Genomic DNA, 15,064 nt, shown 5'->3' with positions numbered 1-15,064 from the left:
TATGAGTAAATTAACGAAACTTAATACAATTATAATATAATTTATGAAATTATACACTAGTATGTTCTTATGTTTTATAATAAAAAAAATAAAAAGGTATTTTACCTTTTTATTTTAACTTCTATTTACTCTTCTGTTTTAGACTCTTCACTATCTTTTAATGCATCTTTTCTTGAAAGATTTACTCTTCCTTGAGAATCGATTTCTGTTACTTTTACAAGTATTTCATCACCTATAGCTACTACATCTTCCACTTTATTTACTCTTTCGTTAGCTAATTTAGATATGTGTACTAAACCTTCTTTACCTGGAAGTATCTCTACAAAAGCACCAAAAGCCATAATCTTAGTAACTTTACCTAAGTATATTTCTCCAACTTCTACTTCTTTAGTGATTTCCTTTATAATTCTTAATGCTTCATTAGCACTTTCACTATCAGTAGACATTATAACTATCTTACCATCATCATTAGTATCAATTTTAACACCTGTATCTGCTATTATTTTCTTAATAGTTTTTCCACCAGGTCCTATTATATCTCTAATTTTGTCTGGTTTTATATTTATAGTGTACATTCTTGGAGCATATTGAGATAGCTCTGCTCTTGGCTCAGCTATACATTCATTTATCTTATCTAAGATATATAATCTAGCTGTTCTAGCATCTTCTATAGCTGTTCTTATACAATACTTAGATAATCCTTTTATTTTTGTATCAACTTGAATTGAAGTTATTCCTTTTTCTGTACCAGCAACTTTAAAGTCCATGTCTCCAAAGAAGTCTTCGATTCCTTGAATATCTGTAATTACAGCCTCTTCACTTAAATCTTCACTAGTTATAAGTCCCATGGCAATTCCTGCTGCTGGCCTCTTTATTGGAACTCCAGCATCAAGTAATGCTAATGTACTTCCACATACACTGGCTTGAGATGTAGATCCGTTAGAGCTTAAAACTTCTGAAACAAGTCTTATAGCATATGGGAATTCCTCTATAGAAGGAATTAGTGGTTCTAAGGCTCTTTCAGCTAAAGCACCGTGTCCTATTTCTCTTCTTCCTGGTCCTCTAAGTGGTCTTACTTCTCCAACACTGTATGCTGGGAAATTGTAGTGATGCATATATCTCTTGAAGTCTTCTTCTCCAATACCATCTATGATTTGAACATCACCTAAAGCTCCCAATGTGGCTACAGTCATTACTTGAGTTAATCCTCTTGTAAATAATCCTGTTCCATGAGTTCTTGGAAGGAGTCCAGTTTCACAAGATATAGATCTAATTTGATTAAATTCTCTTCCATCTGGTCTTCTCTTATCTCTAAGTAACATGTTTCTTACAATTTCCTTTTGAATATTGTAAACAACTTCTCCTATGTCACTTCCGCCCTCTGGATACTTCTCAGAAAACTCTTCATTTATTCTAGCTTTAATTTCACTTACTTTAAGATTTCTTTCATCTTTATCAGTGATATACATAGCTTCTTTTAACATATCAAAAGCAAAGTTTCTTACTTCACTTTGGATTTCTTCATTCACTTTGTATAGTACTGGCTCAGGTTTAACCTTTCCAAATTTAGCTCTAGCCTCTTCCTGGAACGCTATAATAGATTGACACTGATTAAATCCAAAGTCTATAGCTTCAATCATAGTTTCTTCTGGAATTTCATCTCCACCAGCTTCTATCATCATAACTCTGTCTTTAGTAGCACATACAGTTAATTGCATTGAGCTTAATTCTCTTTCTTTAGATGTAGGGTTAACTACAAACTTTCCATCGATTAATCCAATTGATACTGTAGCTACTGCATCAGTAAATGGTATACTTGATAAAAGTAATGCTATTGAAGCTGCATTCATAGCTAATATTTCTGGAGAATTATCTTGGTCTACAGATAATACCGTACAAACCACTTGAACATCATTTCTATATCCTTTTGGGAATAGAGGTCTTATAGGTCTATCTATAGCTCTACAATTTAGTATAGCTTTTTCTGATGGTCTTCCCTCTCTCTTTAAAAATCCCCCTGGAATTTTACCTACTGCATATAGTCTTTCTTCATATTCTACACTTAGTGGGAAAAAATCTATTCCTTGTCTTGGTTCTTCAGACGCATTTACATTTACAAGGATTACAGTCTCTCCATAACTAATAAACATAGCACAATCAGATAACTTTCCAATTTTACCAATTTCTATCTTCATTTCTCTTCCTGCTACAGAAGTACTTAACGTATTTGTCATTTAATCTCCTCCTTTCGGTTATTAAAAAAATATATATATAGATATATACTTATTATTATCTTTTTTTTGCTATTTAATTAAAATAATAGAGCGGCTTTGCCGCTCTTAATTATTTTCTAATTCCTAATTTAGCAATTATAGCACGGTATCTTTCGATATCTTGCTTCTTTAAGTAGCTTAAAAGTCCTTTTCTTTGTCCAACCATCATTAAAAGACCTCTTCTTGAGTGGTGGTCTTTTTTGTGAACTTTTAAATGCTCAGTTAATTCTTTAATTCTTTCTGTTAATAATGCTATTTGTACTTCTGGAGAACCTGTATCTCCTTCTGTTCTTGCAAATTGTTGCATTATTTCTTGTTTTCTTGCCTTTTCCATATTGTATGCACCTCCAATAGTTAAATCGCCATATGCCATGTACCCCGTTGGCATTCAGAATACATAGCATAAGGTTCATATGAAATTATATCAAACTAAATTTATTTTGTAAATAGAAAAACTAATTAAAAATTTGTAAAAATTAGTTATTTAGGAATTTTATCTATATATATAGAATAATCCTTGCCATTTACATAATTTTTATCCTTTGATAGTTGATTCTTCAGTTCATCAATGGATCCGAATCTTTTTTCTTCTCTTATTTTCTCTATAAAATATAGTTTAATTTCTTCTCCATATATATTTTTATCAAAATTTAAAATATTAGTTTCAATACTTAATTTACTACCTTCTAGGGTAGGATTGTATCCAATATTAGTTATGGCTTTATAAAAGCAATTTTTATACTCTACAATAGTTCCATAAACTCCACCCTTAGGTACTACGAATTTTTTATCATAATTTAAGTTTACAGTAGGGAATCCCATGGTTCTACCTATCTGCTTACCCTTAATTATATTTCCACTTAACATAAATGGTCTACCAAGAAACTTATTGGCTCTTTCTATATTTCCTTCTTGAAGATTATGTCTAATGGCAGAGCTACTTACCACTTCTCCATCTGAAGTTATGGGCTCTACTACAAAAAGTTCATAGTCTAATATTTCACTATATTTTTTAAGAATCCCTACATCACCTAAATTTTTATATCCAAAACGATAATTAAAGCCAACTACTATACCTTTAGCATTATAATGCTTCTTTAAACTATTAATAAATTGTTCTGGTGAAATTGACATGAATTCCTTATTAAATTCCATAAAATTTAATATATTCACTTGAAGTTTTTCAAATAAAATAGCTTTCTCTTCATTGCTCATTATTAGTTTTGGACAAATCTCTTTATTAACAACAGACAAAGGATGATTTTTAAAGGTACATACCATGACCTCTACATCTTCTATATTTTTAGTTAATTTAATCTTCTCTGCTAATTCCTTAGCACTATTAATTAATTCTCTATGACCACTATGTATACCATCAAAACTTCCCAGAACAATTATACTAGGAGTTTCAATGACTTCATTAAAATTATCTTGTATAATTTTCATAAATATATCCCCTAAAGAAAAAGTTTTATTAATTTAAATCCTGAATCGCTTTCTGTTCCAATTCCTATAAGCTTATTTGAATTGTTGTATACTGCATATTTGCAAAACTTTTCAATTCTATTTAAAAGAGTTCTATCATTTATGGTTACACCATTTAATATTAACCTTTCAAACTTTTCATTAACTACAAGTTTAGGAAACTTACTAAATACTTCATCTAAGGAAATAATATAATTATTTATATTATCCTCTGTTAAATCTTTTAGTTCCACACTCCTATCTATAGTAAAAGGACCAGTAGCTGTTCTCTCTAGCTCCCACATCATAGCTCCACAACCAAGTTCTTCTCCTATATCATAGCATAAACTTCTTATGTAAGTTCCTTTAGAACATCTAACTTTTATGTGGATTATAGGGCTATCTATGGATAATATATCAATACTATGGATAGTAACTGTCCTTGGCTCTCTATAGACTTCTTTTCCTTCTCTAGCTAACTCATAAAGTTTTTTCCCATTTTGTTTAAGAGCAGAATACATAGGTGGAACTTGAGCAATAGTTCCTACAAATTTATTTATAACCTTAGTAATTTCTTCTTCTGTAGAATCTACCTTACTCTCACGAAGTACTTTTCCTTCTCTATCGTAAGTATCTGTTACAACTCCTAACTTAACCTTTGCTATATATTCTTTCTCGCCTTCCATGATAAAGTCTATGGCCTTTGTTGCTCTTCCTATACATACTGGAAGCACACCACAAGCTTCGGGATCTAAGGTACCCCCATGTCCGACCTTTTTCTCTTTAGCTAGCTTTTTTATTTTTCTCACTACGTCAAAGGAACTAATGCCAAGAGGTTTATTTATATTTAAAACTCCAAAGGGTTTATTATTTTCTATCATAATATATCAACTCTTCTTCTAATATTTTGTATATTTTATCCTTTACTTCAATGATGGAACCCTCACAAAAAAGACCAGAAGCTCTTTTATGGCCTCCACCATTAAAATTTTCTGCTATTTTACTAACGTCAACTATTTCTTTAGACCTTAAGCTTACTTTTATTCCACCCTTACTTTCTTTAAATAAAGCTACTACTTCTACTCCACTTATCATAGTTCCAAAGTGAATAACCTCGGAAGAATCCATGGATTCTAAGCCTACTTCATTAAGCATAGCATCATTAATCTCCATAAATACAACTTTATTATTAAGGTGTAATGTCAAAGTATCGATGACTTTCCCAAAGAACTTAACTTTATTAAATTCTTTATTTTCAAAGACTTGTCTTTGAATTTTATTAAAGTTAACTCCAGTTTTAATAATTTCCCCAGCTATCTCATGAGTTCTACTTGTAGTATTAGAATGCTTAAAGGAACTTGTATCTGTTAAAATAGAAGTATAAATTGATTTACCTATATTCTTTGTAATATCTACTTTTAACTGATTTAATAGGTCATAAATTATTTCTCCAACTGCTGAAGAATTTATATCCACATAATTAAAATCACCATACTTTTCATTACTTAGATGGTGATCTATATTTACAAGCTTATATTGCCTATTCTCTGCATCTAAATTAGCATTTATTCTCTTGAAATCTCCACAATCTAATACAATTATTAAATCTGTACCATCATTTACCTGTTGAAGTAATCCTGTTATTTCCTCACTACAAGGCAAATACTCAAAAGTATCTGGAATTTTCTCCTTTGAAAGTATATATGCTTCTTTATTAAGTGCCCTTAGCCCTTGAAGTAGGGCTGTGGCACTTCCTAGAGAATCACCATCTGGTGATTGATGAAAAGTAATTCCTATGGAATTACTTTTCTCTATGATATCTACTATATTGCTAGTTATCATTAGAATCATTCTCCTTTATCTTTCTAAATAAAGACTCTAAATGATTAGCTTTATCTAAAGTTGTATCTAACTCTATGATAACTTCTGGAACATGTCTTAACTTAACATTTTTTCCTATCTCTTTTCTTATAAAACCTGTTGAGCTTTTAAGAATTTTAAGAGCATCTGTCTTTTGATCCTCTGTACCAAATATACTAACAAATACTTTAGCATAGCTTAAGTCTCTTGTTACTTCTACATCTGTTACACTTACCATTGCTGTAAGTCTAGGATCCTTTATTTTGTTTTGAATAGTGTTGCTAACATCTTTTTTTATCTCTTCATTGATTCTGCCGCCTCTATAGTTAGCCATGGAGATCACTCCTTCCTATTACAATTGTTTTGGTTTAATTTCTTCCATGATATAGCCTTCTATAATGTCTCCTTCTTTTATATCATTGAATTTCTCAATGCTAAGTCCACATTCGTATCCAGCTGCTGCCTCTTTAACGTCATCTTTAAATCTCTTTAAAGATGCAAGAGTAGATTCTGTAATTACTATACCATCTCTTAGTACTCTGACTTTACAGTTTCTTGTTATCTTTCCATTAAGAACATAACATCCTGCTATAGTCCCAACGTTAGAAATTTTATATACCTGTCTTGCTTCACAACGTCCAGTAATAACTTCTTTGTATTCAGGTTCAAGCATACCAATCATTGCTGATTTAATATCATCCAAAGCATCATAGATAATTCTATAAGTTTTAATTTCTACATTATCTCTTTCTGCAACTGTAATAGCATTATTGTCTGGTCTTACGTTGAAACCAATAATAATAGCATTAGAAGCATAAGCTAGAGATACGTCTGTTTCAGTTATAGCTCCAACTGCTCCGTGGATAACTCTAACTTTTACGTTATCTGTAGAAAGCTTTTCTATGGATTGTTTAACCGCTTCTGCTGAACCTTGAACATCAGCCTTAACTATTACGCTTAATTCTTTAACCTTACCTTCTTGGATTTGGTTATATAGATTTTCCATAGACACTCTATTAGAGGTTTGGAAATGATCTTGTCTAATCTTTTCTTTTCTTGACTCTGCCATTATTCTAGCTGTCTTTTCATCTCTAACAACAGTAAATCTATCTCCTGCTGCTGGAACTTCTGAAAGTCCTAATATTTCTACTGGCATAGAAGGGCCAGCTGCTTTTGTAGTTTTACCTTTATCATCAATCATTGCTCTGATTCTACCATAAGTAGTTCCAACTATTATAGAATCTCCTGATTTTAAAGTTCCATTTTGAACTAGTATACTAGCTACAGGTCCTCTACCTTTATCTAATTTAGCTTCTATAACTGTTCCTTTAGCTCTTCTGTTAGCATCAGCTTTTAATTCTAACATTTCAGCATTTATTGTAATCATTTCAAGAAGATTATCTAAGCCTTCCTTAGTGTGAGCAGATACTGGTACACATATAGTATCTCCACCCCAATCTTCAGATACTAATCCATATTCTGTTAACTCTTGCTTAACCCTATCTGGATTTGCACTTTCTTTATCCATTTTATTTATAGCTATAATCATAGGTACTTCTGCAGCTTTACAGTGATTTATAGCTTCAACAGTTTGTGGCATAATTCCATCATCTGCTGCTACTACTAATATAACTATATCTGTAACTTGTGCTCCTCTAGCTCTCATAGAAGTGAAAGCTTCGTGACCTGGAGTATCAAGGAAGGTAATTCTCTCACCATTTACATCTACAGTATAAGCACCTATGTGTTGAGTAATTCCACCAGCTTCTGTTGCTGTAACTTTAGATTTCTTTATTGCATCTAGTAATGATGTCTTACCGTGGTCAACGTGACCCATTACTGTAACTATTGGTGGTCTTTTAGTTTCTTTTGCTTCTGATGATTCGTCTTCTATCTCATCAATCTCATCCTCTTGTTCTTTAGCAATGTCACCAACATTTTGCTCTTTTAATACTGCAATAGATCCAAAGCTATCTACAAGCTTTTCAGCTGTGTTAAAGTCAATCTCTTGGTTTACACTTGCCATAACTCCTTGGAATATTAAAGCTCTTATAACTTCTACCACTGGTTTTTTTAGCTTATCAGCTAAGTCTTTTACAACGATAGTTTCTTCCATTTCGATTACTTCATCTGGAGTTTCATCAACCTTTTCTTCGTTTCTCTTATTTCCGCCTTTTCTCATTTTGCTATTTTTTCTTTGCTGCTTACTTATATCTTCATTGATTTTTGATTCATATTCCTCAATGATTTCTTTCTTTTCAGCTGCTTCTTTTTTTTGTTCTTCATATAGCTCTTTTATAAGATCAGCATCCTCTTCATCGATGACACTCATGTGATTCTTAGCTTCCACACCGAACTCTTCCATTAATACACTTATAAGTTCCTTGTTTGTAACTTCTAATTCTTTAGCTAACTCATATATTCTTATTTTCGACAAAACTTTCACCCCCGAATTTACATTCCGTAATTCTCTTTCCATAACTTTATTAAATTTTCACAAATTTTTTTATCTCTTACTGCTAATACATTGATTTCTTCTCTACCTATGGCCATACCCAATTCATTTTTAGGTATATTTCCTATTACAGGCACTCTTCTGTCATCACAGTATTTTTCAAATTTTTTCTTAGTGTTTTCTGAACACTCTAAGGATAAAATACATAGATGAATTTTATTTCTTTTTATCTCTTCTTCACATCCATTATATCCTTCTACTAAGTTTCTAGATTTTTTTGCAATCCCTAGAAAACTTAAAAATTTATTCTGCATTAACTATCTCTTCCTTTAGTTTATCATATATTTCATCATTTATCTTAGTTTCTAGATTTCTTTCTAGTCTTTTAGTCTTTACGGCTTTTTCTAAACATTGAATATTTCTGCAGATATAGGCTCCACGACCAGGTTTTTTACCATGTAAATCTATAGATATCTCATTTTCCTTATTTTTAACAACTCTTATAAGTTCCTTCTTAGGTTTCATTTCCATGCATCCTGTGCACATTCTTTGAGGTATCTTTTTTACCTTCATAAAATATCACCTACCTTTAAAGGTTACTTTCTTCGTTTTGTAAGCTTTCAGCTTGACTCTTACTCTTAATATCTATTTTCCATCCAGTAAGTCTTGCTGCTAATCTAACATTTTGACCTTCCTTACCTATGGCTAATGATAATTGATTATCATCTACTACAACCTTAGCACTCTTTCCATCCTCATCTACATCAACTGATAGAACTTTAGCTGGACTTAGCGCATGAGCAATATACTCTTCTGGTAACTTACTCCACTTTATTATATCAATCTTTTCATTTCTAAGTTCATTTACTATGTTTTGAACTCTAATTCCTTTAGGTCCAACACAAGCTCCCATAGGATCTACCTCTTCATCATTAGACCATACAGCTATTTTAGTTCTTGAGCCTGCTTCTCTCGCTATACTTTTTATTTCTACAATTCCACTGTATATTTCCGGAACTTCTAACTCAAATAATCTTTTTACAAGGCCTGGGTGTGTTCTTGAAACTACAATTTGTGGTCCCTTAGAACTTTTCTTTACTTCTACTATATATAGCTTTAATTTCTCATTAAATATATAAGATTCTCCTGGCATTTGCTCATTTGGGCCTAATACAGCTTCTAGTTTACCTAGATCTATAAATACATTTCCTCTATCTTTTCTTAGAACTATACCTGTTATTATGTCAAATTCCTTAGTTATAAATTCATTATATATAAGAGTTCTTTCAGCTTCCTTAATTCTTTGAATAACAACTTGCTTCGCAGCTTGAGCCGCAACTCTTCCAAAATCTCTTGGAGTAACCTCAATTTCCGCAATATCTTCTAAGTTATATTTGGCACTGATTTCTCTAGCATCCTCTAAGGATATTTCTATTACATCATCATATACTTCTTCTACAACTTCTTTTAATGAGTATACATGAGTTTCTCCTGTATCTCTATTAACCCATACTCTTACATTTTGCTCCTTGGCATGAGACTTTGCAAAATTTTTCTTATATGCTGCTACTAAAGCATCCTCTATAGTAGTAAAAAGCATTTCCTCACTAATTCCTTTTTCAACAACTAGTTGTTTTACAGCATCTATAAATTCTTCCTTAAATCCGGTGCTCATTATATTTATATCCTCCTTATAAAGTTGGGTTTAACGTAACTAAAGAAACCTTTGACATTGGTATTGCAACTTCATTGTCATTGATTTCTAACATTAAATTTTCGCTATCAAACCCCTTCAATATCCCTTCATATTTTTTCTTTCCTTCAAATAATGCTGAAAGTTTTACAGCTACATCATGATTTATATACTTATTAAAATGTTCTTTTGTATATAAGGTTCTAAATATACCTGGAGATGATACTTCTAAATTATATTCTTCTGTTATAGGATCTTCTTTATCTAGCATTTCTCCAACAGCCTTACTTACTTCTACACAGTTATCCAAAGCAACGCCTTTTTCATTATCTATAAAAACTCTTAAAATATTTTGTCCGCCTTCACGTACATATTCTAAGTGATAAAGTTCAAATCCGAGTTTTTCTACTATATTAGTAATTTTACTATGGAGTTTTTCCACAACACCGCTACTGTTCATAATACATTTCCTCCTTTTTATTATATTTACTTTAAATCTTTAGTAATAAACTTAATATTTTTTATTGCTACACAACTTCCATCTTTTTATGAAGTTGAAAGTATTTGGTCAAATAGTCATGGGATAATATTTACATTACCACAGTACCCTTTAAGGTATGAGTTCAACTAGCTTTAGTGAGATGTAAAACCTTAGTTCAAACTAAGGTTCACTTTATAATTAAAACGCAACTTGGGGTTGCGTTTTAATAAATAGAGAGTAGGCATAAATCCTACTCTCCCTCAAAGATTATCATAATAACTAGCTCATTAAGTACAATTATATCATAGCTATTTTCAATATGCAATGATTTTAGCTCCTTTGAGGTATTTATGCCGATGACTACCATCTCTAATACTCCCATTTTATTTGAAATTGGAGTAAAGAGCTGCTACGTCCCTGGATAACGCTTTCTAAGCTTCAAAGAAGCTAAGAACTCTGTTAATGAAATGGCACCTAACTTAAATTATTTAAATAAACAGTTGTTAAAAAAGACTTAATTGATTTGTTTCTGGTAAATCCCCTATGGCTCCGTGATTTGCCAAAGCTTCTACTACAGTCTTTGTAGCTTTACTTCTTATACGAAGATCTTCCTTAGATATAAATTCTCCATGATTTCTAGCTTCTGCTATAGCCTTTGCTGCATTTTCCCCTACTCCAGTAAGTCCACTTAAAGGAATTCTTATATTATCTCCTTCTATTGTAAATTTTACTGCCTCTGATTTATATACATCTACAGGTAGAAATTTTATACCTCTTTTGTACATTTCATAACAAAGTTCTAAGGTGGTAAGAAGACCTTTTTCTTTCGTACCTATATTGTTCCCCAAAGCATTTAATTCATCCATAGTATCTTTCATTGCTTCTTCACCCTTTATAACTAAATCACCATCAAAATCGTCTGCTCTAACAGTAAAATAAGTTGCATAATAAGCCTTTGGGTGATGAACCTTAAAATAAGCTATTCTCATAGCCATCATTACATAGGCAACAGCATGACCTTTAGGAAACATGTATTTAATTTTTTTACAGGACTCTATATACCAATCTGGAACATTATGTTCTCTCATTATGGCTTCAAACTCTTCTGATACACCCTTTCCTTTCCTAACCTTCTCCATGATGGTAAACGCAGTCTTGGGCGGAAGTCCTTTATATATAAGATAAACCATAATATCATCTCTGGTAGATATACAATCTTTAAGGGTAGTATATCCTTCTTTTATATAATATTGAGCATTATTAAGCCATACGTCAGTACCATGAGAAAGACCAGAAATTCTAACTAGGTCAGAAAATGTTTGTGGTTTTGTATCTAATAGCATCTGTCTAACAAATTTAGTTCCAAACTCTGGAACACCATAACATCCAACTTCACAACCCAGTTCTTCGGGAGTTATGCCAAGAGCTTCTGTCCCTGTGAAAAGACTCAAAACCTTTGGGTCTGATAAAGGTACACTTTGAGGACTTATTCCAGTTAAATCTTGAAGCATCCTAAGCATAGTAGGATCGTCATGGCCTAGTATATCAAGTTTTAAAAGCCTACCACTAATAGAGTGATAATCAAAGTGAGTTGTTATTATATCTGATTTTGGATCATCTGCAGGATGTTGTATTGGACAAAAATTAAATATTTCATTGTCACTAGGTACAACCATAATTCCTCCTGGGTGTTGCCCTGAAGTTCTCTTTACCCCAGTACATCCAATAGTTAATCTTTCTATTTCTGCATTAGTAGTATTTATATCTCTTTCATCTAAATACTTTCTAACATATCCATAGGCAGTCTTATCTGCAATAGTTCCTATGGTTCCTGCTTTAAAGGTATGACCTTTTCCAAAAAGAACTTCTGTATATCTATGAATATCACCTTGGTTATCCCCTGAGAAATTTAAGTCTATATCTGGTTCCTTATCTCCCTCAAAACCTAAGAAAGTTTCAAAAGGAATATCGTGACCATCTTTTATATAAGGAGTTCCACATTTTTCGCAGTTTTTATCTGGTAAGTCAACTCCCGAACCTATGGATCCATCTAAAATGAATTCACTATTTTTACAATTAGGACATACATAATGAGGTGGAAGCCCATTAACTTCTGTTATATCTGACATGGTAGCTACAAATGAAGATCCAACAGATCCCCTAGATCCAACTAGATATCCATCACTGATAGACTTTGCCACTAATTTTTGTGCTATAAGATAAAGCACCGCATATCCGTTATTTATAATAGAGTTTAATTCCTTATCAAGTCTTTTCTGAATAACTTCTGGAAGATTATCTCCATATATGGATTTTACTTTATTTAAAGTCATGTTTCTAATATCATCCTCTGCACCCTCTATTTTAGGAGCATAGGTTTCATCTGGAATTGGTTTAACCTCTCCAACTAAGCTTTGTATATACTCAGGGTTTTCCACCACAATTTCCATGGCCTTTTCTTCACCTAAATATGAAAACTCTCTTAACATTTCTGTAGTGGTTTTGAAATATAGTGGAGGTTGATTATCAGCATCATCAAACCCTTTTCCAGCCATTAAAATTCTTCTAAAGACTTCATCTCGCGGTTCTAAAAAGTGTACATCCCCTGTGGCAACTACTTTTTTATTATAGAAATCTCCAAGTTCACATACCCTTCTATTGAGATCCCTAAGTCCTTCTTCATCCTTAACCATGTTCTTCTTTATTAAAAATTCATTATTCCCAATGGGTTGTACTTCTAAATAATCATAAAACTCCACTATATGTTCCATGTCCTCTAGGGACCTTCCTGCTAGAACCCCCTTAAATATCTCTCCAGCCTCACATGCAGAACCAATAATAAGTCCCTCTCTATATTCTTCTATTAGACTCTTAGGAAGCCTTGGTCGTCTTTGATAATAGTCTAAGTTAGAAAAGGATATTAGCTTATATAGATTTTTTAATCCACTCTGGTTTTTGGCTAAAATTATTACATGGTATGTAGGAGCTTTTTTTACATCAAAGGATTTTAAATATTCCTTATTAACTCCATCTAAATTATTAAAACCCTTCTCTCTTAACATATCAAAGGATTTTAAAAGAATATCTCCAGTAGCCTTAGCATCATCCACAGCTCTATGATGGTTTTCTAAGGATATCTTTAAGTATTCACATATTACATTAAGCTTATGCTTTTTAAGTTGTGGAAATAAAAATCTAGCTAAAGGTAATGTATCTATAATTCCATTTTTAAATTGCAACCCAAGATTTCTGCACTTAGACTTAATAAATCCCGTATCAAACTCCGCATTGTGAGCTACTACTACAGAACTCCCTACAAAGTCTAAAAACCTAGGAAGAACATCTTCTATGGTTTTGCAACCCTTCACCATATCATTACTTATACCTGTAAGCTCTGTTATTTTATATGGAATGCTCATCTCTGGATTTATAAGTTCATTAAAGCTATCAATAACATGTCCATTCTCTATTTTAACAGCTCCTATTTCTATAATGCGATCTTGGTGACTTGAAAATCCTGTAGTTTCAATATCAAATACTACAAAGGAACTATTAAAATCTATTCCTCTACATCCGGTAGCTATACCTACTCCATCATTAACTAAATATCCCTCTATTCCATATATAATTTTTATATTATGTTTCTTCCCTGCATCCATGGCCTCTGGAAAGGCTTGAGCTACTCCATGATCTGTTATGGCAATTGCCTTATGTCCCCATTTAGCAGCTTTAGCAATAAGACTTGAAGGTGTAACCACTGCATCCATGGAGCTCATGGTAGTATGAGCATGAAGCTCTATCCTCTTAACTTCACAACCATCCATTCTTTCACTAGGTTTCAACTTTACAATAGACTTTGCATTAATCACTAAATCTTTAGAAAATCTATCAATTTCTACTTCCCCATAAACCTTGCAACATACCCCTGGTTTTAACTCTTCCAGCAGCTTTTCTACTTCTTCATTACTTCTTGGATATATTTTTATAGTTATAGAGCTAGTGTAGTCAGTAATATATAAAGAAGGATATATTTTTCCACTTTTAGCTTCAAATATATTTACCTTAAATACATCTCCAGCCACAGCTACTCTCCCGGAGCCCATATTTAATTCACACATTTCTGTGGTTTCTTCATTTATATTTCTATTACCATATACCACATTGTCATCTAAAGGCTCTTTGCTCTTTCTATAATTCTCCTTCCAAGGACTAGCTTTTTTATCTCCCTTAGTTTCTTTAGGCTTTTCTTTAGCTTTATCACTAGATCTACTAGAAATCTTAGGACTATTTGCTATAATATCACTTACTATTCTCTTTTCTTCAATTTGCTTTTCTAGAATATAATCTTCTTCAATAGCCGATTCATCATAGTATATTTTTACTTCTACTTTAATGTTGAACATATTATAAATTTCGCTTTGTATTAATCTATCTATATTCTTATGACAGAGCATCTTAGATATAAATTCATTGGATATACCTATATTAATTCTGTCATTTTCTAGCTTTTTAACTGCTTTTAGTAAACTAGTCTTAGCAGAAGGAAAAGATGAGGCAAGAGAGTTAATGACATCTATCCAATACTCCCCCACCACATCTTCTAAAGCAACATGTTCTACATCTCTATACCACAAGATATCTATAGTCCCTAAATCACAAAGTTTATCCTTAATAAGATTACATATATTCTCCTTCATAGGATCATCTAAGGGACTCTTATGTTTTAATACTACCTTAACCATCTCGCTTTGTTTTAGATATTGAACTTTATTTATGATGATATCTTCATAAATAGGCAATCTACTATCATATCCTAGTAGTTCTGACAATGTCATTTA

13 protein-coding genes are annotated in these 15,064 nt (G+C 32.1%); all 13 read right to left on the bottom strand.

What is annotated here, in order from left to right:
- Positions 1–125 precede the first annotated feature (125 nt).
- The 13 genes from B3Z56_RS09170 to B3Z56_RS09110 all read right to left on the bottom strand — a co-directional run bounded on the left by B3Z56_RS09170 (position 126) and on the right by B3Z56_RS09110 (position 15,061).
- Positions 126–2,234: a polyribonucleotide nucleotidyltransferase gene (locus tag B3Z56_RS09170; RefSeq protein WP_346878627.1), complete on the bottom strand. Its 2,109-nt coding sequence runs from the start codon at positions 2,232–2,234 to the stop codon at positions 126–128.
- Between the two features lie 109 nt (positions 2,235–2,343).
- Positions 2,344–2,607 carry a 30S ribosomal protein S15 gene (rpsO, locus tag B3Z56_RS09165; protein ID WP_035132815.1) on the bottom strand — a complete coding sequence of 88 codons (264 nt, stop codon included), beginning with the start codon at positions 2,605–2,607 and terminating at the stop codon, positions 2,344–2,346.
- Between the two features lie 146 nt (positions 2,608–2,753).
- Positions 2,754–3,719 carry a bifunctional riboflavin kinase/FAD synthetase gene (locus tag B3Z56_RS09160; protein WP_346848371.1) on the bottom strand — a complete coding sequence of 322 codons (966 nt, stop codon included), beginning with the start codon at positions 3,717–3,719 and terminating at the stop codon, positions 2,754–2,756.
- A gap of 11 nt (positions 3,720–3,730) precedes the next feature.
- The gene (gene truB / locus B3Z56_RS09155) at positions 3,731–4,618 is read right to left on the bottom strand and encodes a tRNA pseudouridine(55) synthase TruB (protein WP_346878626.1); all 888 of its coding nucleotides are present in this window, start codon (positions 4,616–4,618) and stop codon (positions 3,731–3,733) included.
- Positions 4,605–5,579 (bottom strand): bifunctional oligoribonuclease/PAP phosphatase NrnA, encoded by a 975-nt coding sequence (locus B3Z56_RS09150; RefSeq protein WP_346848370.1) that lies wholly within the window; start codon positions 5,577–5,579, stop codon positions 4,605–4,607. Before B3Z56_RS09150 ends, truB begins: the two co-directional genes overlap by 14 nt.
- Positions 5,569–5,931: a 30S ribosome-binding factor RbfA gene (gene rbfA / locus B3Z56_RS09145; protein ID WP_035132809.1), complete on the bottom strand. Its 363-nt coding sequence runs from the start codon at positions 5,929–5,931 to the stop codon at positions 5,569–5,571. The genes B3Z56_RS09150 and rbfA overlap by 11 nt, the downstream gene beginning before the upstream one ends.
- An 18-nt stretch (positions 5,932–5,949) precedes the next feature.
- Complete coding sequence (gene infB / locus B3Z56_RS09140; RefSeq protein ID WP_346848369.1) at positions 5,950–8,034, bottom strand: translation initiation factor IF-2; 2,085 nt, start codon at positions 8,032–8,034, stop codon at positions 5,950–5,952.
- A gap of 17 nt (positions 8,035–8,051) precedes the next feature.
- Positions 8,052–8,366, bottom strand: a complete 315-nt coding sequence (locus B3Z56_RS09135; RefSeq protein ID WP_346848368.1) for a ribosomal L7Ae/L30e/S12e/Gadd45 family protein — start codon at positions 8,364–8,366, stop codon at positions 8,052–8,054.
- Complete coding sequence (rnpM, locus tag B3Z56_RS09130) at positions 8,356–8,625, bottom strand: RNase P modulator RnpM (protein ID WP_035132803.1); 270 nt, start codon at positions 8,623–8,625, stop codon at positions 8,356–8,358. The genes B3Z56_RS09135 and rnpM overlap by 11 nt, the downstream gene beginning before the upstream one ends.
- A gap of 16 nt (positions 8,626–8,641) precedes the next feature.
- Positions 8,642–9,727, bottom strand: a complete 1,086-nt coding sequence (gene nusA / locus B3Z56_RS09125) for a transcription termination factor NusA (RefSeq protein ID WP_035132801.1) — start codon at positions 9,725–9,727, stop codon at positions 8,642–8,644.
- Positions 9,728–9,743: 16 nt separating this feature from the next.
- Positions 9,744–10,205 (bottom strand): ribosome maturation factor RimP, encoded by a 462-nt coding sequence (gene rimP, locus B3Z56_RS09120; protein WP_150843841.1) that lies wholly within the window; start codon positions 10,203–10,205, stop codon positions 9,744–9,746.
- Between the two features lie 271 nt (positions 10,206–10,476).
- Positions 10,477–10,608, bottom strand: a complete 132-nt coding sequence (locus B3Z56_RS09115) for a hypothetical protein (protein WP_346848367.1) — start codon at positions 10,606–10,608, stop codon at positions 10,477–10,479.
- 121 nt (positions 10,609–10,729) lie between these two features.
- Positions 10,730–15,061 carry a PolC-type DNA polymerase III gene (locus B3Z56_RS09110; protein WP_346876468.1) on the bottom strand — a complete coding sequence of 1,444 codons (4,332 nt, stop codon included), beginning with the start codon at positions 15,059–15,061 and terminating at the stop codon, positions 10,730–10,732.
- Positions 15,062–15,064: the final 3 nt, after the last annotated feature.

Origin of the sequence: Clostridium sp. UBA7791 (genome assembly GCF_002480755.1) — a bacterium.
In the GTDB taxonomy this organism is placed as follows: Bacteria; Bacillota; Clostridia; order Clostridiales; family Clostridiaceae; genus Clostridium_J; species Clostridium_J sulfidigenes.
The sequence above is the reverse complement of the archived record's forward strand: the minus strand, read 5'-3'. Positions and strand labels throughout refer to the sequence as shown.

Coding starts and splice junctions, on each gene's coding strand:
- B3Z56_RS09170 (WP_346878627.1), bottom strand. CDS start 2,234: ATGACAAATACGTTAAGTACTTCTGTAGCAGGAAGAGAAATGAAGATA.
- rpsO (WP_035132815.1), bottom strand. CDS start 2,607: ATGGAAAAGGCAAGAAAACAAGAAATAATGCAACAATTTGCAAGAACA.
- B3Z56_RS09160 (WP_346848371.1), bottom strand. CDS start 3,719: ATGAAAATTATACAAGATAATTTTAATGAAGTCATTGAAACTCCTAGT.
- truB (WP_346878626.1), bottom strand. CDS start 4,618: ATGATAGAAAATAATAAACCCTTTGGAGTTTTAAATATAAATAAACCT.
- B3Z56_RS09150 (WP_346848370.1), bottom strand. CDS start 5,579: ATGATAACTAGCAATATAGTAGATATCATAGAGAAAAGTAATTCCATA.
- rbfA (WP_035132809.1), bottom strand. CDS start 5,931: ATGGCTAACTATAGAGGCGGCAGAATCAATGAAGAGATAAAAAAAGAT.
- B3Z56_RS09135 (WP_346848368.1), bottom strand. CDS start 8,366: ATGCAGAATAAATTTTTAAGTTTTCTAGGGATTGCAAAAAAATCTAGA.
- rnpM (WP_035132803.1), bottom strand. CDS start 8,625: ATGAAGGTAAAAAAGATACCTCAAAGAATGTGCACAGGATGCATGGAA.
- nusA (WP_035132801.1), bottom strand. CDS start 9,727: ATGAGCACCGGATTTAAGGAAGAATTTATAGATGCTGTAAAACAACTA.
- rimP (WP_150843841.1), bottom strand. CDS start 10,205: ATGAACAGTAGCGGTGTTGTGGAAAAACTCCATAGTAAAATTACTAAT.
- B3Z56_RS09115 (WP_346848367.1), bottom strand. CDS start 10,608: ATGGGAGTATTAGAGATGGTAGTCATCGGCATAAATACCTCAAAGGAG.
- B3Z56_RS09110 (WP_346876468.1), bottom strand. CDS start 15,061: ATGACATTGTCAGAACTACTAGGATATGATAGTAGATTGCCTATTTAT.